This window comes from Pseudomonas sp. GD03944 (assembly GCF_029839275.1).
GTDB lineage: Bacteria > Pseudomonadota > Gammaproteobacteria > Pseudomonadales > Pseudomonadaceae > Aquipseudomonas.
On the sequence record NZ_JAOCAH010000006.1, the window covers coordinates 192,691 to 212,149 of the forward strand.

Genomic DNA, 19,459 nt, shown 5'->3' on the forward strand with positions numbered 1-19,459 from the left:
CGGCCTCAGCGAGTTTTGTCGTCGTGGGTCATGGCGGTATAGAACAGCCAGGACACCAGCAGGATGATCAGGAAGTACACCAGCGAGAACGCGGCTGCCGGCCCCAGGTCGAACTGCCCCACCGCCATCTGCGTCAGGGTCTGGCTGAGGAAGGTGGTGGCGTTGCCCGGCCCGCCGCCGGTGAGCACGAACGGCTCGGTGTAGATCATGAAACTGTCCATGAAGCGCAGCATCACGGCGATCAGCAGCACGCTCTTGAGCTTGGGCAGCTGGATATGCCGGAACACCGCCCAGGCCGAGGCCCGGTCGATGCGCGCCGCCTGGTAGTACACGTCGGGGATGGCCCGCAGTCCGGAATAGCACAGCAGCGCCACCAGCGAGGTCCAGTGCCAGACGTCCATCACCAGCACCGTGACCCAGGCGTCCGCCGTGTTGGAGGCATAGTTGTAGCTGATGCCTAGGGCGTTCAGCGTCCACCCCAGCAAGCCGATGTCGGCCCGGCCGAAGATCTGCCAGATGGTGCCGACCACGTTCCATGGGATCAGCAGCGGGATCGCCATGAGGATCAGCACCAGTGACGACCAGCGGCCCTTGGTCGGCATGGTCAGGGCGATGGCGATGCCCAGGGGAATCTCGATCAGCAGCACGCAACCGGAAAAGATGAACTGGCGCAGCAGCGAATCGTGCAGGCGCGGGTCCTGCAGCACCTGGCGGTACCAGTCGGCGCCGACGAAGAAGCGGCTGGACGGGTCGAAGATGTCCTGCACCGAGTAGTTGACCACCGTCATCATCGGCACGATGGCGCTGAACGCCACCAGCAGGAACACCGGCAGTACCAGCCACCAGGCCTTGTTGTTCTGGATCTTCATGGCGCCACCTCCACCAGGAAATCATCGGCGTAGAGCATCAGCCACTGCGCCGGAAAGCTGAGGTAGACCTGCTGCTGCGGCACCGGCTGGTCCTCCTGCAGGCGCACCTTGAGCACCTGGCCGTCGAGGGTCAGGGTCAGGATCTTGTAGGTGCCCAGGTCCTCGACGTGCTGCACCTCGCCGCACAGGGCATCCTCCTGGTGGCCGTCCCAGACATGGATGAACTCGGGGCGGATGCCGAGCTTCAGCGTGGCGCCGTCCAGCTCGGCCAGGCGCTGGTTCAGCGCCGAGCCCAATGGCACCTGGGTAGCGCCGAAGCGCACCCCGCCCTCGCAGCGGGTAACCTCGATCAGGTTCATGCCCGGGCTGCCGATGAAGTAGCCAACGAAGGTGTGGCTGGGCCGCTCGAACAGCTCGCGGGGCGTGCCGAACTGCACGATCTGGCCGCCGTACATCACCGCGATCTTGTCGGCGAAGGTCGACGCCTCCAGCTGGTCGTGGGTGACGTAGACCATGGTGATGTTGAACTGCTCGTGGATCTGCTTGAGCTTGCGCCGAAGTTTCCACTTCAGGTGCGGGTCGATCACCGTCAGCGGCTCGTCGAAGAGAATCGCCGACACGTCGTCACGCACCAGCCCGCGGCCCATGGAGACCTTCTGCTTCTCGTCAGCGGTCAGGTTGCGTGCCTTGCGCTGCAGCAACGGGTGCAAGTCCAGCACCTCGGCGATTTCGTTGACCTTGCTCAGCACCTTGGCCTCGACCATGCCCTGGTTGCGCAGGGGGAACGCCAGGTTGTCGAACACCGTCATGGTGTCGTACACCACCGGGAACTGGAACACCTGGGCGATGTTGCGCTCTTCCGGTGGCAGGTCGTTGACCACCTTTCCATCGAACTGCACCTCGCCCTGGGACGGGCTCAGCAGCCCGGAGATGATATTGAGCAGGGTCGACTTGCCGCAGCCCGACGGCCCGAGCAAGGCATAGGCGCCGCCCTGCTCCCAGATATGCTCCATCTCGCGGATCGCATAATCCTCGGTGCCCTGCGGCTGCCGGCTGTAGCTGTGCGCCAGGCGATGCAAACGAATCTCGGCCATCAGGCAGTCCTCCCCAGGCGACGGCTCGGCGCCTGGACCAGGCGCCCCTCGGTATCGAACACGAACAGCTTGTGGGTCGGGATGTAGATCAGGATCGGCGTGTCCACGTCGTACTCGTGCACCCCCGGCAGGTGCAGCACCAGTACGAACTGCTCGTTGCGCACGTGCAGAAAGGTTTCCGAGCCGCTGATCTCGGCCAATTCGACCGTCACCGCCAACTCCAGGTCATCGTCGTTGGACGGCACCAGGCCGATATGGCTGGGACGCACGCCAAAGCGGTAGGCCCCTTCGGCGATGCTCCTGAGGTCGGGGTTGAGCGGAAAATGCACGGCATCGGCGAAGCTCACCTCGGTGCCACTGATGCGCCCGGGCATCAGGTTGATCGGCGGCTCGGAAAACAGCTCCGCGGCCAGCACCTGTTGCGGCTGGTGGTACACCTCGGCGGTCTTGCCGCTCTGGATCACCCGCCCTTGATGCAGGATGGTGGTGGTGCCGCCCAGGGCCAGGGCCTCGTTGGGCTCGGTGGTGGCGTAGATGGCAATGGTGTGGCGCAGCTGGAACAGCTCGCGCATTTCCTGGCGCAGCTCTTCGCGCAGCTTGTAATCGAGGTTCACCAGCGGCTCGTCGAACAGGATCAGCGAGGCGTCCTTGATCAGCGCCCGGGCCATCGCCGTGCGCTGCTGCTGCCCGCCCGACAGCTCCAGCGGGTAGCGCTGGAGCAGCCCCTCGATGCGCAGCATGCGCGCGGTGCTCTGCACCTTCTCGACGATTTCCGCCTGGCTGACCTTGGCCTGGCGCAGCGGCGAGGCGATGTTCTCGAACACCGTCATGGTCGGGTAGTTGATGAACTGCTGATAGACCATCGACACGTTGCGCTGGCGCACCGGCACCTGGGTGACATCGGCGCCATTCATCAGGATGCGACCACTGGTCGGCCGGTCCAGCCCCGCCATCAGGCGCATCAGGCTGGTCTTGCCGGCCAGCGTGCGGCCGAGCAGGACGTTGAACGAACCGGGTTCGAAGCTCAGGCAGGCGTCGTCGATATGCACCTGGCCATCGACGACACGGGTAACGTGCTCCAGCGTAAGCGACATGGCCTGTCCTTTTCTTGTTGTGGCGCCCTTCGGTTTCGAACTTCAAGAGCGACTTCCGTGCCAAGCACCCAAACAACAGAACAAGTCATTGATTTAGCTGGATATGGATAAAAATTCGACAGGACGAAGGCGCGCCTCCCTGAACAAAAATGAACAACGGGATGTGAACAATTGAACACATCACCCGTTGACATTGAACAGTAATGAACAACACTGAACCCACCCGGCGAAGACCGCGCAGTACAACAATAAGAACAGCGAGAACGTGACCCATGAACCAGGCCGCCCGCGCCCTGCCCCACGACACCATCATCCAGGACTCCTGGGCGCGCTGCCGCGACTTCGGCCTGACCCACCAGAGCGCCCCCAGCTTCGGCAGCCCGGCCCAGGGCGAGGTCTCGGCCCTGCTGGAAAGCCAGCACGCGCTGGTGCAGACCACCCACCAGGAAGTGCTGCCCTACTACGGCAACATCGTCGCCAACTCCAACTGCCTGATCATGCTCGCCGACCACCAGGGCCAGGTGCTGCAGTCCTGGGGCGATCGCCGTTTCGTGGAGCCGAGCCAGGCCGCCGGCTTCGTCGCTGGCGCCCGCTGGCTGGAACGCTACACCGGCACCAACGCCATCGGCACGGCACTGAGCTGCGGACAGGCGGTGCATATCCAGCATGACGAGCACTTCCTCAAGGCCAACCGCTTCATGACCGGTTCGGCCTCGCCGATCTTCGACGAGCAACGGCAGATGATCGCGGTGCTCGATGTATCCAGCGACAGCTACCTGCCGCCGTCGCACACCCTGGGCATGGTGAAGATGATGAGCCAGTCGGTGGAGAACCGGCTGATCCTCAACCTGTTCCAGGGCCGCTACTTCCAGCTGACCTTCAACACCAGCCTGACCAACCTCGACAGCCCCTGGGCCGGCCTGCTGATCTTCGATGACCAGGGCCAGGTGGTCTCGGCCAACCGCCGTGCCGATAACCTGCTTGGCGTGGGCCTGACCCGGGTCAACATCGACAGCCTGTTCGATGTCCCCCTGCAACAGTTGCTCAACCAGCCCGACGGCCAGCCGTTCAACCTGCGGGCCGGCGGGCGCTTTCGCTTTCACGCCCAGGTCCGCCGCCCGCTCCAGGCCGCGCCGATCCAGGCCCGGGATTTTCGCCCCAGCCGTACCGAGCAACCGGCCACCGCCTTCACCCTGGCCTCGATCAACCTGGGCGACCCCCGCGTGGAAAAGGCCGTGCGCCAGGCCGAGCGCCTGCTGGAGAAAGACATCCCGATCCTGGTCCACGGCGAGACCGGCGTCGGCAAGGAAATCTTCGTCAAGGCCCTGCACCACGCCAGTTCCCGCGCCAGCCAGCCGTACATCGCGGTGAACTGCGCGGCGATTCCCGCCGAGCTGGTGGAGTCCGAGCTGTTCGGTTACGAAAAAGGCGCCTTCACCGGGGCCAACCAGAAAGGCAGCATCGGCCTGATACGCAAGGCCCACAAAGGCACGCTGTTCCTCGATGAAGTGGGCGACATGCCGCTGCGCGTCCAGGCCCGCCTGCTGCGGGTGCTGCAGGAACGCTGCGTGCAGCCCCTGGGCAGCAGCGAGCTGTACCCGGTGGACATCCGCCTGATCTCGGCCACCAACCGCCCCCTGCGCCAGGACGTCGACAGCGGCCTGTTCCGCGCCGACCTGTATTACCGCATCAGCGGCCTCAACCTGGAGCTGCCGCCGCTGCGCGAACGCACCGACAAGGCCGCGATGTTCCAGCGCATCTGGGAACACCATCGCGAACCGCAACAATGGGCCGGCCTCAGCCGCGAGGTGCTGGCCCTGTTCGAGCGCCACCCCTGGCCGGGCAACCTGCGCCAGTTGAGCAGCGTGCTGCAGATTGCTCTCGCCATGGCCGAGGACCAGCCCATCCGCCCGGAGCACCTGCCCGACGATTTCCTCGCCGACCTGCAACTGCCGGCCGCCGACCCCGCACCGGCGCCCGTGGCCACCCTGCCGAGCGTCGATGACCTGGCCGGCCGCTATCAGGCCTGCGGCGGCAACATCTCGCACCTGGCGCGCAGCCTGGGGGTCAGCCGCAACACCCTCTACAAGCGCCTCAAGGCGCAGGGGCTGAAAGTCTGAGGCCAGGCCTCAGAACAAGCCGAGCTGGCCGCCGATCAGGGTCGAGAAATCGTCCCCCACGAACGGCAGGATGGCATCCGCCACCGGTTGCAGCTGGCGCGTCACGTAGTGGTCGTAGTCCACCAGCGCCTGCCGCGCCTCCAGCGGCTCGGGGCCGGCCACGGTGATCACGTAGCTGATCCAGCCGCCGTTCTGGTATTGCCGCGGCCGCCCCATCTCGTCGTTCACCGCATCGGCCATGCGCGCCGCCCGCACATGGGGCGGCACATTGCGCTGGTAATCGTCCAGGGTACGGCGCAGGCGCTTGCAGTAGATCAGCAGCTCGTCCAACTCCCCGGCCAGGGTGCGCCGCACGTAGTCGCGCACATAGTCCTGGTACGGCTGGCGCTTGAATATGCGCAGGTACAGCTCCTGCTGGAACTGCTGGGCCAGGGGCGACCAGTCGCTGCGCACGGTTTCCAGGCCCTTGTAGACCATCTCCTCGCTGCCGCCAGCCTTCGCCACCAACCCGGCATAGCGCTTCTTGCTGCCCTCCTCGGCGCCGCGAATGGTCGGCATGAGGAAGCGCTTGAAGTGGGTTTCGAATTGCAGCTCGAGGACACTCTCCAGCCCCAGGGTCGTGCGCAGGTGCTCGCGCCACCAGTCGTTGACGTGCTGCACCAGCGCCCGGCCGATGCGCGCGGCCTCGTCTTCGCCATGGGCGCGTTTGAGCCAGACGAACGTGGAGTCGGTGTCGCCGTAGATCACCGTATAGCCCTGGGCCTCGATCAGCTCCCGGGTGCGGCGCATGATCTCGTGGCCGCGCAGGGTGATGGACGAGGCCAGGCGCGGGTCGAAGAAGCGGCAGCCGCTGGAGCCCAGCACCCCGTAGAAGGCGTTCATGATGATCTTCAATGCCTGGGACAGCGGCTGATTGTGCTCGCGCTTGGCTGTCTCGCGGCCCTCCGCAACCCGCGCCACGATCGACGGCAGACAGTGCCGCGTGCGAGAGAACCGGGCGCCGCGAAACCCGGCGACCGACGCCGCATCGTCCGGCTCGCGCAGGCCTTCCACCAAACCGATGGGGTCGATCAGGAAGGTGCGGATGATCGACGGATACAGGCTCTTGTAGTCCAGTACCAGCACCGACTCGTACAGCCCCGGCTGCGAGTTCATCACGAATCCGCCGGGACTGGCTTCCGGCGCAAGCCCTCCAAGATTCGGGGCGACGAACCCCTGGCGATGCATCAGCGGCATGTACAGGTGGGTGAAAGCCGCCACCGAGCCGCCGCTGCGGTCCGCCGGCAGGCCGGTGACCGTGGCGCGCTCCAGCAGGAAGGTGAGGATTTCGGTCTTGGCGAAAATCCGCGTGACCAGCTCGCAGTCCTTGAGGTTGTAGCGGGCCAGGGCCGGCTTGTCCTCGGCGAACATGCGGTTGATCTCGTCCATGCGCTGGTAGGGGTTGTCGATCGACTTGCCCTCACCGAGCAGCGTCTGCGCGACGTTTTCCAGACTGAAGGACGGAAAGCTCCAGGTCGCCGAGCGCAGCGCTTCGATGCCGTCGATGATCAGCCGCCCGGCCGCGCTGGCAAAGAAGTGGTTGTTGCGCCCACCGTGCTCGCGCCAGCCCATGGCATCGCCGCCGCGCCCCAGCTGCAACGGCACCTGCAGGCGCTGAGCGTGTTCGTGCAGCACCCGCAGGTCGAACTGCACCAGGTTCCAGCCAATGATCGCGTCCGGGTCATGCCGGGCCAACCACTCATTCAGGCGCTCCAGCAAGTGCGCGCGGCTGTCGCAGTAGTCGAGCTGGAAATCGACCTCGTCGCCCTGCCCGTTCGGCGGCCCGAGCATGTACACCTGGCGCTGGCCGCAGCCTTCCAGGGCGATGGAGTACAGCTCGCCGCGCTCGGTGGTTTCGATATCCAGCGACACCAGGCGCAAGGTCGGGCGGTAATCCGGTGCGGGTTTCAGCTGGGCGTTGAGCAGCGTTCCGTCGCCGTCCGGGGTTCCGCCAAAGGACACCGGCGCGGTGATGAAGCGCTCCATCAGGTAGCGCTCCGGCGGGCGCACGTCCGCCTCGTAGACCTCGACGCCGGCGCTGCGCAGCAGTTTGTCGACGTTCATCAACTGGCGGTGCTGCTGGCAGTACAGCCCCAGCACCGGGCGGTGCTGGAAATCGCACAGGCCGAGCGGCCGCAGTTCGATACCGCGCTCGCCGCGCAGCAAGGCTTCGGCCCGCTCACGCTGCGCCGCCGGGATAAACGCCACCGAAGGCTGGTACGGCACCCGCACACGCTGCGGGCCATCATCGGTCGCCAACCAGAATTCGACTTCGGTACCGGCCGGCGTATCACGCCAATGCCGGGTCAGGACGAAGCCCTGCCGTAACGCCACCACTGCACCCTCGAAGCCGTTTTTCACCGCGCGATTCTACGCGGCCCCGGCGGCAATTGCGCAGCGGGTGTGCGTATGGCTCAGGCCGCCGGCGTAGCGGTCTTGCAGTCGCGGCGTTCGTCCATCCAGCGGATCACCTGCTCGCCATACTCCATCGGCGCCTTGCGCGCGGTACGCCGCACCAGGTCGAGGATGGTCTGCTGGGCCAGGGCTTCTTCCATGCGTTTCTGGGCCGTGAGCATCACCGCATGGATACCGCAGGTGCCGCTGGTTGCCCAATCCGGCGGGCAGCCGTCGAACACCGCGCAGCGTCCACGGACTTCCCGGCACTCGAAGATCGCCTTGTGGCCATCGATGGCCCGCACGATATCCAGCACCGTGATTTCATCGGCCGGCCGCGCCAGGCGGAAACCGCCGCGCACGCCCTCGGTCGCCGCCACCAGCTTGGCCTTGGCCAGCTTGGTGAAGACCTTGGCCAGCAGCTCTTGGGGCACACCCTGCAACTCGGCCAGCGAACGCACGCTGGCTTCGTGGCTGTCGCCTTTTTCATCGGTGAGGAAGAGCAGGCAATGAATGCCGTACTCCACCCCTGCGCTATAAAGAGACATCACAAACTCCGACTCAAGTAGTCGCAATAAAATAAGGCTTTACCCAGCCAATCACAAGGCTGAAGCCCGCCAAACAACAGACAACACAACCACCTCAACCCCCCGCAAAGCCCCAATCCACCTGAGCGCCACGCAAAACTACGACTACCTTGGTCGCCACAATACCGACGAACGGCATCTCCGCGATGAAAAAAAATCTTGCCACCACAAACTCCGACCAATAGAGTCGCAGTTACGAAGTGAGGGCTGACCACTCATCAGCACCACGAACTCTTCGCCACCCCCAAGCAACGTTTGATATCAGGAGATAACCATGACAAAGCGCATTCTGATTGTTGGTACCGGCTTCGCAGGCATGTGGAGCGCCCTGAGCGCGGCGCGCCTGTTCGACCTGCACAGCCACACTGGCACTGAAATCGTGGTGCTGGCCCCTCAGGCCGAGCTGCGTATCCGCCCTCGCTTCTATGAGCAGGATGTACACAAGATGACCGCCCCGCTCGACGCCCTGTTCGACGCTGTCGGTGTCACCTTCGTCAAGGGCGCGGCCGAGCGCATCGACATTGCCGGCAAGCGCATCGAATACCGCGACGCCAGCGGCAACCCCGCGCTTCTGAACTACGACCGCCTGGTCCTGGCCACCGGTAGCAAGGTCGCTCGTCCGACCCTGCCGGGCATCGAACGTGTTTTCGACGTGGATGAAATCGAGCAGGCCATCCGCCTGGAAGAGCACATCAAATCCCTGGCCCAACAGCCGGAATCTGCCGGTCGCAACACCGTGGTGGTCGCTGGCGGCGGCTTCACCGGAATCGAAGTCGCCACCGAAATGCCGGCCCGCCTGCGTGCCGTGCTGGGTGCCGACGCCAACGTGCGGGTCATCGTGGTCGACCGTGGCAGCAAGCTTGGCGGTGCCCTGGGTGACAACCCGAGCCCGCTGATCGCCGAAGCCTCCGAAGAACTGGGCCTGGAATGGCGCCTGAACAGCACCGTGGCATCGGTGGACGCCGACGGCATCTTCCTCGCCAACGGCGAGCGCATCTTCACCAAGACCGTGATCTGGACCGCCGGCGTCCGCGCCAGCTCCCTGGCCGAGCAGATCCCCGGCGAACGTGATGCCTATGGCCGCCTGCACGTGGACGCTAACCTCAAGGTGATCGGCCAGGACGACATCTTCGCCACCGGCGACGTGGCCTATGCCGCCACCGATGACCTGGGCAACTACGCCGCGATGTCCTGCCAGCACGCCATTGCCCTGGGCCGCTCGGCCGGCAACAACGTGGCTGCCAGCCTGATCGACGTCGACCCGACCGCCTACAGCCAGCCCAAGTACGTGACCTGTATCGACCTGGGTGGCTGGGGGGCAGCCTTCACCGAGGGCTGGGACCGTCAGGTGCGCTTCGTTCGCGACGAGGCCAAGAAGATCAAGAGCGAGATCAACAGCGTGTGGATCTACCCGCCGGCAGCCGACCGCGCCACTGCACTGGCCGCCGCCGATCCGAGCATCCCGGTCGTTGCCTGACCCAGGCGCTGGGCCTCGAGGCCCGGCAAACAAAAAGCCCCGGACCGTCGCGAGACGTTCGGGGCTTTTTCATGGGCGGCTGATTGGCTGCGCGGGCTCTGCCCGCCAGCGGAGCGTCGAACGACCGAGTGCTCAGCCTTTTTCCAGCAGCTTGGACGCGTCGAAGCCCATGCGCAGGTTGCCCCAGTGACGGCCTTCGAAGAAGAACGGCACGTCGATCTCGGTCATGATTTCTCCGGTGTCGCGCAGGTAGGTCTGCAGCAGGAAGCGCTGGGTGTTGGCCGCGGCGCGCAGGCCGATCGGGTCGGAGAACATGCGCTTGTTGCGGCACACCGGCAGGTCCACCTCGCGGTTGCCAGTGGGTTTCTTCGAGACCCAGCTGTTGTTCACCGGGCAATAGCCGCGGTTGTCGACGATGAACGTCACGATGCCGCCCGGGGTGCTGCGGGTCAGCTTGTCGCACTCTTCCTGGCAGATCTGGGCGAAGCGCTCGGTGTAGCTGGTCATGTACTGCTTGGGGTCGGTGTCCGGGATCAGCTTGTAGCTCTGGTCGAACAGGTTGACGCCCTGGTCTTTCAACCCGGCGAGACGCTCTTGCAGCACATCACGGCAGCGGCTGGCCCGGGTGATGGCGGCATCCAGCTCGCCATGGCCCAGCACGAAACGCCCGAGCAGCGCCTGCACCCGCTCGGCCACGCCGGTCAGGTCGCGGATGGCGGTGGCCGAGTGCTGCATGCGCTGGTCGATGGACTGGCTGTCGGCATGGATCTGGGTGACCCGCTCGTTGATACCGGTGTTGGTATCGGCGAACTGCTGGATGTGCTCGGCAATATCGGCCAGCTTGCCATTGGTGGACTCGAAGTCGCCGATCATGATCTCGAAGTGGCCGGATGCCCGCTCCACGACCTTCTGGGTTTCATGGGCGCTGTGGCTGATCTGGGTGGTCTGCTCGTGGGTGGAACTCACCTCGCGCAGCATTGCGTCGATGTTCTGGGAAATGTCGTCGGTGGCCTTGCTGACGTTCTGCGCCAGGGTCCGCACCTCGTCCGCCACCACCGCGAAACCGCGGCCACTCTCGCCGGCCCGGGCCGCCTCGATGGCGGCGTTGAGAGCCAGCAGGTTGGTCTGGGAGGAAATCTGCTGGATCAGCCCGACGATCGACTTGATGCTCGACGAACGCTGGTTCAGGGCGGCGACCAGGGTGGCGAATTCATCGAGGCTGTTGGAAATCTTGCCGATGTTCTGCGTCACTTCCAGCAGTTCGGCGTAGGAGTCCCGCGCCATGCTCAGGTTCTGCGCGGTGACGCTGGAGATCTCCTGGGTCTGCAGCGACACCTCTTCGACGCGCCCCACCGCCTCGTTGCTCTGGCTCATCACCTCTTTGGCGAAGCGCGCCTGGTCGGTGGCGCTCTGGCTGGAATCGCTGATGTTCTTCAGCGAGCGGGCCGATTCCACGGCAATGTGCACGGTGAGCGCCTGGACGTTGCTGATGATCTCGCGCTGCTTGGCCAGGAAGCGGTTGCAGGTGCTGGCCAGGGTGCGGATTTCGTCGTGGGTCAGCAGCGGCAGGTCCTTGGACAGGTCGCCCTCGCCGTTGGCGATCTCTTCCAGGGCCTTGGTCATGAACGACACCGGGCGCACGATCAGGTGGCGGAAGTACCACACCATGAAGCTGATCATGCCGAAGGTGAACAGCGTGCCGAGCAGGATCGCGTGGCCGAGGTTGTCGAGCTTGCTCTGGATCTGCGCCAGCACGGCGGCATCCAGTTGCGCCTCCTGCAGCTGCTGCAGGATGTCGCTGCGCATGCTCAGAACGACCCAGTACAGCAGGCCACTGGCCAGGACAATCAGAAAAAGACTTGAGAGCTTCTTGGTCAGCGTATCGAAGAACTGCATCTCGATCGCTTCATACAAAGCCTTTAACGACTGCATGCCACTGCTCCTTGGCAGAATAAAGGGACATCAAGCTCTAAAGATCGACCGCTGACGCAAAAGCTGAAGGGGAACCGGCGACAGATTCCTGCGCCGCTGCTGGCCCGAAACCGCTCAAGCAGGCCTCTTTGCATAAGGGTCCCACCTTGCGCGGAACCCTGCGTTGACGCCCGTCAGGGGCGGCGATTATACATGGCACGGTGCCAGTCGTACGATGACCAGTCGCGCGACGTTCGTCAGGGAACGACGGCGCGCCCCACCACCACAGCGACACTGAACGCCCCTGCCTCTCTTAGCCTCCGACAGGTGCCAGCACGGCCTCCAGACGCTCCAGGAACACCCGCACCCGGTGCGGCACATGCTGGCGCGTCGGCAATACCGCGGTGATGGAGAGGCGTTCGGGCGTGACATCGGCCAGCTCGATCTGCACCAGTCGCCCGTCGAGCAACTCCTCGCGGACATCCCAGTAGGTCAGCATGGCCAACCCCAGCCCCTGCCGGCACGCCGTGCGCACGGCCTCGACGCTGTTGGCGGAAAACGCCGCCTCGGCCCGCACCGACACGCTGCCGCCGTTGCGCACGAACGGCCAGTACGGCATGCCGTGCAAGGCGATGCAGGCATGCTGGCGCAGGTCGTCCAGCACCGCAGGCACACCCTGGCGCACCAGGTAGTCCGGGCTGGCGCACACCACCCGCGGGTTATCGGCCAGCGGCCGCGCCACCAGGGCGGAATCACGCAGGGTGGCGATGCGGATGGCCACGTCAATCCCCAGGCCGACGATGTCGACGATGCTGTCCGAGAGGGTCAGGTCCAGCTGCAGGCCCGGGTTGTCGGCCAGCAGCGACGGAATCAGCGGCATGATCACCGCCTGGCCGAACACCGTGGGCGCGGTCACTTTCAGCAGGCCGCTGGCCATGCCCGCATGACTGCGCAGCGTCACGCGCGCCGCCTCGTCGGCCTCCAGCATGCGCTGGGCATAGGGCAGGAACACATCGCCCTCGGCAGTCAGGGCCACCGACCGGGTGGTGCGGTGCACCAGCCGCACGCCCAGCTCCTTCTCCAGCGCCGCCAGGCGCCGGGACACCGTCATCGGCGTCAGCCCCAACCGCCGCGCCGCCCCGGACAGGCTGCCGCCGGCGGCGATGGCCTGGAACACCTCGACATCGGAAATCTGCACGGATCATATCCATTTTCGTTAAAGCGCCTTATCGGGCCGGTGGTCTTCTGCCGACGACACGACCGTCCTACTGTAGCGCTCAGGCATCCAGCCCACCACTTCGACTGCATGAGGGCCGTCACCATGAGCACGAACAACGAGCAAATTCTAACGCCTTTCGATATCGGCAACCTGCACCTGCGCAACCGCCTGGCCGTCGCCCCCATGACCCGGGTCAGCGCCACGGAACAAGGCCTGGCCACCGACACCATGGCCCGCTACTACGAACGCTTCGCCAAGGGCGGCTTCGGCCTGGTGATCACCGAAGGCCTCTACACCGACCAGCGCTTCGCCCAGGGCTATGCGTTCCAGCCCGGTCTCAGCGATGACGAGCAGGCCCTGGCCTGGCGCGCCGTGACCGACCGCGTGCACGCCGCACAGGGAACCCTCTTCGCCCAGTTGATGCACGCCGGCGCGCTGAACCAGGGCAACCGCTTCATGACGCAGTCCGCCGCGCCGTCGGCCGTCCGCCCGAAAGGCACGCAGATGGCCTTCTACTATGGCCAGGGCCAATACCCGGTGCCGCAGGCGATGAGCGACGAAGACATCGCCGATGCGATCGACGGGTTCGCCCGGTCCGCCAAACGGGCCATGACCCTCTCGGGGTTCGACGGCATCGAGATCCACGGGGCCAACGGCTACCTGCTCGACCAATTCCTCACCGATTACACCAACCAGCGGGATGACCGCTGGGGCGGCGACGTGCGCCAGCGCCTGAACCTGACGCTGGAGGTGGTCAAGGCCGTGCGCCAGGCGGTGGGCCCGGTGCCGCTGGGCGTGCGCATCTCGCAAAGCAAGGTCAACGACTACACGCACAAATGGGCGGAAGGCGATGCCGGCGCCGAGGTGATCTTCGGTTCCCTGGCCGATGCCGGGGTCGACTTCATCCATGTCACTGAATTCGAGGCCTGGGCACCGGCCTTCCCCGATGGCGGCGACAGCCTGGTGAGCCTCGCCCGGCGCTTCGCACCCCAGGTGGCACTGATCGCCAACGGCGGCCTGAACGCCCCCGAGCGTGCTGTCCAGGCGCGGCGGGAGGGTGCGGACATCGTGGCCCTGGGCAAGGCCGCGCTGGCCAATCCGGACTGGCCAAAACGCCTGGCCAACGGCCAGCCCCTGGCGGATTTCGACCCGGCGATCCTGGGGCCGATCGCCAACATCAAGGACAGCGAACTGGCCCTCGCCTGAGGCATCCCGGAAATGAAAAAGGGCCACTTATGTGGCCCTTTTTTGTTGCTGGCTACGTCCTCAGCGGAGGAAGACGATGTTCACCAGCAGGTAGAAGCCAGCCGCCAGGGTCATCGCGGCCGGCAAGGTCAGCGCCCAGGCCAGCAGGATGGTGCGCACCGTACCGGCCTGCAGGCCGCTGCGGTTGGCGACCATGGTGCCCGCCACGCCGGACGACAGCACATGGGTGGTGGAAACCGGCAGGCTGAACACGTTGGCCATGCCGATGGCCACGGCGGCGGTCACTTGGGCACTCATGCCCTGAGCGTAGGTCATGCCACCACGGCCGATCTTCTCGCCCACGGTCAGCACCACGCGCTTCCAGCCGACCATGGTGCCCAGGCCGAGCGCCAGGGCCACCGCGATGATCACCCAGAACGGCACGTATTCCGTGGTCGCCGTGAGGTCCTTGCGCAGTTTTTCCAGGTCACGCTTCTCAGCGGCCGGCAGCAGGTCGAGTTTGCCCACCTTGCGAGCGGCATCGTCCAGGCACAACAGGTAGCGGCGGAGCTCCACCCGGGTGCCATCCGGCAGCTCGGAGTAGCTGCGAATGCCATCGAGGCGGCTGAGCAAGGTCGTCAGGGTCGCCTCGGTCTGCTTCGGATCGCAGCGGAATTCCTTCGGCAGCTCGGTGGTGCTGGGCTTGCCCAGCGCCAGGTACTCGGACAGCGAATCGGAATTACGCTGGTAGAACTCGCCCAGGTGCACCGCCGCATCGCGGGTCCGGGCGATTTCATAGGTGGTGCTTTCCAGGTTCAGGGCGAACTGCGCCGGCACGATGCCGATCAGCACCAGCATGATCAGGCCGATGCCCTTCTGGCCATCGTTGGAACCGTGCACGAAGCTCACGCCCATGGCCGACGCCACCAGCACCAGGCGGTTCCAGAACGGCGGGTGCTTCTTGCCCTTCTCCTCGGCCCGCTGTTCCGGCGAGGAATGCATGGTGGACTGTGGCTTCCACAGCTTCAGGCCGAGCAGCAGCAGGCCGGCCACGGCGAAACCGGCGACCGGCGACAGCAGCAGGGAAAGGCCGATGTCGGTGGCCTTCTGCCAGTTCACGCCGTCGGCGACGGTGATGTCGGTGAGCATGGCGTTGGCCAGGCCCACGCCGAGAATCGAGCCGATCAGGGTATGGGAGCTGGACGCCGGGATACCGAAGTACCAGGTCCCCAGGTTCCAGATGATGGCGCCAGCCAGCAGCGAGAACACCATGGCCAGCCCCTGGCCGGTGTCCACATTGATCAGCAGCTCGACGGGCAGCAGGTGGACGATGGCGTATGCCACCCCGACCCCACCCAGCAACACCCCGAGGAAGTTGAACACCCCCGAGGAAAATACCGCCAGGTTGGGCGTCATCGCCTTGGTGTAGATCACCGTGGCAACGGCGTTGGCCGTATCGTGAAAACCGTTGATGAATTCGAACGCGAGCACGAAGGTCAGTGCGACGACCAGGCTCACCACGAGCCAGGCGTCCAGACCTGCGAAAAAAGAGAGCATGCAAGAGCACTCTGAATTGGGGGCGCGCATTGTTACAAAAGTTTTTCAGAATTACAGCAGACGAACGCAGGATAGTTCGGGGCCGCTCATCGCTTTTTACGGCCTTAGGGGACAACGATCGGCGATCTTTGGGCGAAAACCGGGCAATGCCTTCGAACGGATCAGGCGCCAGGATGTTGCTGATTCAGGCCGATCGGCATCTTCTGCAACGAAGAGAAACACCAGACCCCACCCGCGCGAGTCGCGCTGTGCTAGGCCTGCACCGCCGCCCGACCCCGATCAGGCCGTACGCCACTGCGCCACCGTGGCCGCGCTGATGCTCACCCCGCCACAGACCACGATGACCACGTCGTGCGCTTCAGCAATGGCCGGGTGATCGAGATACCCCACCGCCAGCGACACGCCGCACGCCGGCTCCACCAACTGGCGCAGGTCGTCGGCATACCGCACCACGCCCTGCTTCGCCTGCTCATCGCTCAGCACCACACTGGCGTGGGGGAACGAGCGGATCGCCTGCACCGGCCAAGCGGACACCTGAGACGCCGCCAGCGACCCGGCGATGGTCTTCACCTCACTCAGGCGTACCGGCTCACCGGCCGCCAGGGCCGCCGCGAACGATGCCGCGCCTTCGGTCTCGCAGGCAACCACCGTGCAATCCGTGCGCCCGTGGCGCAGCAGGCCGGTCATGATCCCCGCCAGCAGACCGCCCCCGCCCACCGAAGCGACGATGGTATCCACCTGCGGGCAGGCCTGGAGAACTTCATCCACCAGGGTGCTGTGCCCCTCCCAGAGCAGCGGGTGGTCGAAGGCCGGCACGTAGGCGCAGCCCGCCTCCTTGGCCAATTCCAGCGCCAACTGATTGGATTTGTCCCACAGCTTGCCGTGGACGATCACCTGCGCGCCAACCGCCTCGATCCGCGCGCGGGTCGCCTCCGGTGTGGTCTGCGGCACCACGATGCAGGCCTGCACGCCCAGCCCGGCAGCCACCACGGCCGTGGCGTAGCCGGCGTTGCCGCCGGACGGGCACACCAGGCGCGTATTCCCCGCCTCCACCGCCTGGCTGCAGAACAGGCCCATGCCACGCATCTTGAACGAGCCGCTCGGCTGCAGGTTTTCCAGCTTGAGCCAGATCCGCCGGGACGGCGTGGACAGACCGGGGTGCAGGATCAGCGGTGTTTGAATGTGCAGCATGGCGTTCTCTCGACGGCGATTCAGGGGACAGAGGATGAGCACCACGCTACCTGCACAAGGCGATTTCGTCTTGGATGAAATTGCAGGCCTGACGCCCCGCTTCGCCGACTGCCGGCACCGCACCGCTTGAAAGCCCAACTACGCTCTTACTCGCCCTCCAGCAGGCGGACGTGTTCTACAACCAGGGAGACGGCGTTCCTTTCACCGATCAAGGAGGACTTCCCCATGAGTGTGTTACTCGGCCCGATCCTGCAATTTCGTGGCATTCACAATGGCACATACCATGTATCGGCACTGGTGGTGCTGCCGCGCGCCCCGACGCCAACGCCCCCCGTTGCCACGGCGACGTCGCCCAGCGGGGTGACGGTGAAACCGGCCGTGCTGTTGGCCGATGTGCCGGTGCTCAACCCGCGCGCCAAGGTATTTCGCGTGGACTTTCATGCCAAGCAGGGCAGCAGCGGCGAGACCGTGCGCTACAGCGTCGCGGGCATCGAGGCGCAGTTCAGCGTGCCGGCCAGGAACGAGGCGCCGCGCATGGCCTTCGCCTCCTGCTTCGGTTTTTCCAGCCCGCAGCTGATGGAGAAGATCGACGACAACCACGAGCGCTGGAAGCACCTGATCAGGGAGCACCAGGCGCAGCCGTTCCATGTGTTTCTGATGGGGGGCGATCAGGTCTACAGCGACTCCATGCGCTACGAGGCCACCACCATGCGCGACTGGCTGGCCAAGACCTGGAGCCAGCGGGCCACCGCCCCCTGGACCAAGCAGATGGAGCACCAGCTCGACGGCTTCTTCACCAACCTGTACCTGACACGCTGGAAGCAGGACGAACCGAAGCAAGCGCTCGCCAGCATCCCGACCATCATGATGTGGGACGACCACGACATCTTCGACGGCTGGGGCTCATACTCCACCGACCTGCATGAAAGCCCGGTGCTGGGCGGCATCTTTCGCACCGCCTCGCGCTACTTCAAGATCTTCCAGCAGCAGATCGCCGACATCGACGCCGACACGCACCCCAGCGCGGTACCAGGCTCGACCGGTTTCCACATGGGCTTCAAGGACTTGGGCGGATTGGCGATCCTGGTGCCGGACCTGCGTTTCGAGCGCCAGCCGGACCTGACCCGCCCGGCCTATTCCCCCACCCGGATCGTCAGCAACGAAAGCTGGAAAGCGATGATCGAGTGGCTCGCCACGGTGAAGAAGCACCAGCACCTGGTCGTGGTGTCGAGCATCCCGGTGGCCTACCTCGACCTGCACCTGGCGGAGCGCATGCTGCTGTCCGCACCGGGCCGCCAGGAACTGGAAGACGACCTGCGCGACCACTGGCGCAGCGAGCCCCATGTCGCCGAGCGGCGCCGCCTGATCCATGGCCTGCTCGACTTCGCCGCCCGCGAAAAGACCAAGGTCACCATCGTCTCGGGCGACGTACATGTGGCCGGTGCCTGCCTGATCGAATCCCAGCGCCCCGAGCACACCGGGGGCGAGTACAACACCATTCACCAGTTGATCGCCTCCGGCATGGTCCATCCAGCGCCCAAGGCCTATGAGGTCTGGTTCCTCGAGCAGATCGGCGCCAGTCCCGAGACCATCGACGTCCGGATCACCGGTTCGATGCAGCCGATCGGCACCAAGGGCCAATACCTGATCCCGGCGCGCAACTGGCTGGCCCTGGAGCCGGACAGCAAGGCGGACGGGCGCAAGCGGCTCTGGGCGAAATGGCACATCGAAGGCCTGCCACACCCGGTGGAACGGCTGATCAACTAGCCAGCGGGCGCGGCTCCGCTCTGGGCGTTCGGGTGAGCGCCCGGTATTCCCAAGGCCGGTGCGAAGTGCTATCAGTGAGGGCCCTTCGCAGCCGGTTCGCAGCACGCGCATGGACACCTACTCGACAGGCGAAAGCCACCACACCCATTCCAGCAAGGATTGGGTCATGCGGGCCGCCCCCACGCCGCAGATGGAACGGATCGAGGCATATTTCCTTGGCCATGGCTTCGAAATGCACCGCCACGACACCTACGCCATCGGCCGCACGCTGTCCGGGGTGCAGAGTTTTCACTACGGCAAGGAGAAGGTGAACAACCTGCCCGGCCAGACCATGGTGCTGCACCCGGACGAGCCCCACGACGGCCACGCCGGCAGCGACGAAGGCTTCCGCTACCGCATGTTCTACCTGGAGCCCGCCGTCATTCAGGAGATCCTGGGCGGCAAGCCCCTGCCCTTCATCAAGGGCGGCGTATCCGGCGACCCACGCCTGTTCGCCGCCACCGAGGTGCTGCTGCGCGACCTCGACACCCCGCTCGACCCGCTGGAAATGGACGATGCCCTGTATGACCTGACCATGGCCCTGCAGGACGCCGCTGGTGTGCGCAAGGGCCGCCAGATCATCAACTACGCGGCCGCCCAGCGTGCTCGGGAGCGGATGCTCGCCAGCCTGCAGGACGGCGTGACCCTGGAGGAGCTGGAACAGGCCACGGACACCGACCGCTGGCGCCTGTCCCGGGATTTCCGCGAGCTGTTCGGCACCAGCCCCTACCGCTACCTGACGCTGCGTCGGCTGGACCTGGTGCGCCAGGCGATCGCCCAGGGCGCGCCACTGGTGGAGGCCGCCGCCCTGGCCGGGTTCGCCGACCAGAGCCACATGACCCGCCAGTTCGTCAAAGCCTTCGGCCACTCGCCGGGCCGCTGGCAGAAAATGCTCCAGGCCCGCCGCGGCTAAGCA

The 19,459-nt window shown here is 65.4% G+C and carries 14 protein-coding genes; 5 read left to right on the top strand and 9 right to left on the bottom strand.

Going from position 1 to position 19,459, the window contains the following annotated elements:
• Positions 1–5 precede the first annotated feature (5 nt).
• The 3 genes from N5C28_RS12035 to N5C28_RS12045 are packed head-to-tail and all read right to left on the bottom strand — an operon-like array spanning position 6 to position 3,057.
• A complete protein-coding gene (locus tag N5C28_RS12035; RefSeq protein ID WP_279822547.1) occupies positions 6–869 on the bottom strand; it encodes a sugar ABC transporter permease in 864 nt (287 codons plus the stop codon).
• Entirely contained in the window at positions 866–1,963 is a 1,098-nt protein-coding gene (locus N5C28_RS12040) for an ABC transporter ATP-binding protein (RefSeq protein WP_279822549.1), read from the bottom strand. Before N5C28_RS12040 ends, N5C28_RS12035 begins: the two co-directional genes overlap by 4 nt.
• A complete protein-coding gene (locus N5C28_RS12045) occupies positions 1,963–3,057 on the bottom strand; it encodes an ABC transporter ATP-binding protein (RefSeq protein WP_279822551.1) in 1,095 nt (364 codons plus the stop codon). Before N5C28_RS12045 ends, N5C28_RS12040 begins: the two co-directional genes overlap by 1 nt.
• Before the next feature lie 272 nt (positions 3,058–3,329).
• On the opposite strand from N5C28_RS12045, the gene N5C28_RS12050 reads away from it, so the two are divergent.
• On the top strand, positions 3,330–5,177 hold the full coding sequence (locus N5C28_RS12050) for a sigma-54-dependent Fis family transcriptional regulator (RefSeq protein WP_279822552.1): 1,848 nt from the start codon (positions 3,330–3,332) through the stop codon (positions 5,175–5,177).
• 9 nt (positions 5,178–5,186) lie between these two features.
• Here N5C28_RS12050 and N5C28_RS12055 read toward each other — a convergent pair whose 3' ends face one another.
• Positions 5,187–7,550 (bottom strand): DNA polymerase II, encoded by a 2,364-nt coding sequence (locus tag N5C28_RS12055; protein WP_279822659.1) that lies wholly within the window; start codon positions 7,548–7,550, stop codon positions 5,187–5,189.
• A gap of 80 nt (positions 7,551–7,630) precedes the next feature.
• Positions 7,631–8,158, bottom strand: a complete 528-nt coding sequence (locus N5C28_RS12060; protein WP_279822553.1) for an Rrf2 family transcriptional regulator — start codon at positions 8,156–8,158, stop codon at positions 7,631–7,633.
• A gap of 313 nt (positions 8,159–8,471) precedes the next feature.
• Here N5C28_RS12060 and N5C28_RS12065 point away from each other — a divergent pair, with 313 nt between their 5' ends.
• The gene (locus tag N5C28_RS12065; protein WP_279822555.1) at positions 8,472–9,674 is read left to right on the top strand and encodes an FAD-dependent oxidoreductase; all 1,203 of its coding nucleotides are present in this window, start codon (positions 8,472–8,474) and stop codon (positions 9,672–9,674) included.
• Between the two features lie 132 nt (positions 9,675–9,806).
• Here N5C28_RS12065 and N5C28_RS12070 read toward each other — a convergent pair whose 3' ends face one another.
• Positions 9,807–11,606, bottom strand: a complete 1,800-nt coding sequence (locus N5C28_RS12070) for a methyl-accepting chemotaxis protein (RefSeq protein ID WP_279822556.1) — start codon at positions 11,604–11,606, stop codon at positions 9,807–9,809.
• Positions 11,607–11,898: 292 nt separating this feature from the next.
• Positions 11,899–12,783 (bottom strand): LysR family transcriptional regulator, encoded by an 885-nt coding sequence (locus N5C28_RS12075; RefSeq protein WP_279822557.1) that lies wholly within the window; start codon positions 12,781–12,783, stop codon positions 11,899–11,901.
• Between the two features lie 123 nt (positions 12,784–12,906).
• Between N5C28_RS12075 and N5C28_RS12080 the strand changes: the two genes are divergently transcribed.
• Positions 12,907–14,010 (top strand): NADH:flavin oxidoreductase, encoded by a 1,104-nt coding sequence (locus N5C28_RS12080; protein WP_279822558.1) that lies wholly within the window; start codon positions 12,907–12,909, stop codon positions 14,008–14,010.
• A 60-nt stretch (positions 14,011–14,070) separates the two neighbouring features.
• On the opposite strand, the gene N5C28_RS12085 is transcribed toward N5C28_RS12080, so the two are convergent.
• Positions 14,071–15,546 (bottom strand): inorganic phosphate transporter, encoded by a 1,476-nt coding sequence (locus N5C28_RS12085; protein WP_279822559.1) that lies wholly within the window; start codon positions 15,544–15,546, stop codon positions 14,071–14,073.
• A 279-nt stretch (positions 15,547–15,825) separates the two neighbouring features.
• Entirely contained in the window at positions 15,826–16,737 is a 912-nt protein-coding gene (locus N5C28_RS12090; RefSeq protein ID WP_279822560.1) for a pyridoxal-phosphate dependent enzyme, read from the bottom strand.
• Between the two features lie 225 nt (positions 16,738–16,962).
• Between N5C28_RS12090 and N5C28_RS12095 the strand changes: the two genes are divergently transcribed.
• Entirely contained in the window at positions 16,963–18,504 is a 1,542-nt protein-coding gene (locus tag N5C28_RS12095; RefSeq protein WP_279822561.1) for an alkaline phosphatase family protein, read from the top strand.
• Between the two features lie 166 nt (positions 18,505–18,670).
• Positions 18,671–19,456 carry an AraC family transcriptional regulator gene (locus N5C28_RS12100; RefSeq protein WP_279822562.1) on the top strand — a complete coding sequence of 262 codons (786 nt, stop codon included), beginning with the start codon at positions 18,671–18,673 and terminating at the stop codon, positions 19,454–19,456.
• The last annotated feature ends 3 nt before the right edge of the window (positions 19,457–19,459 follow it).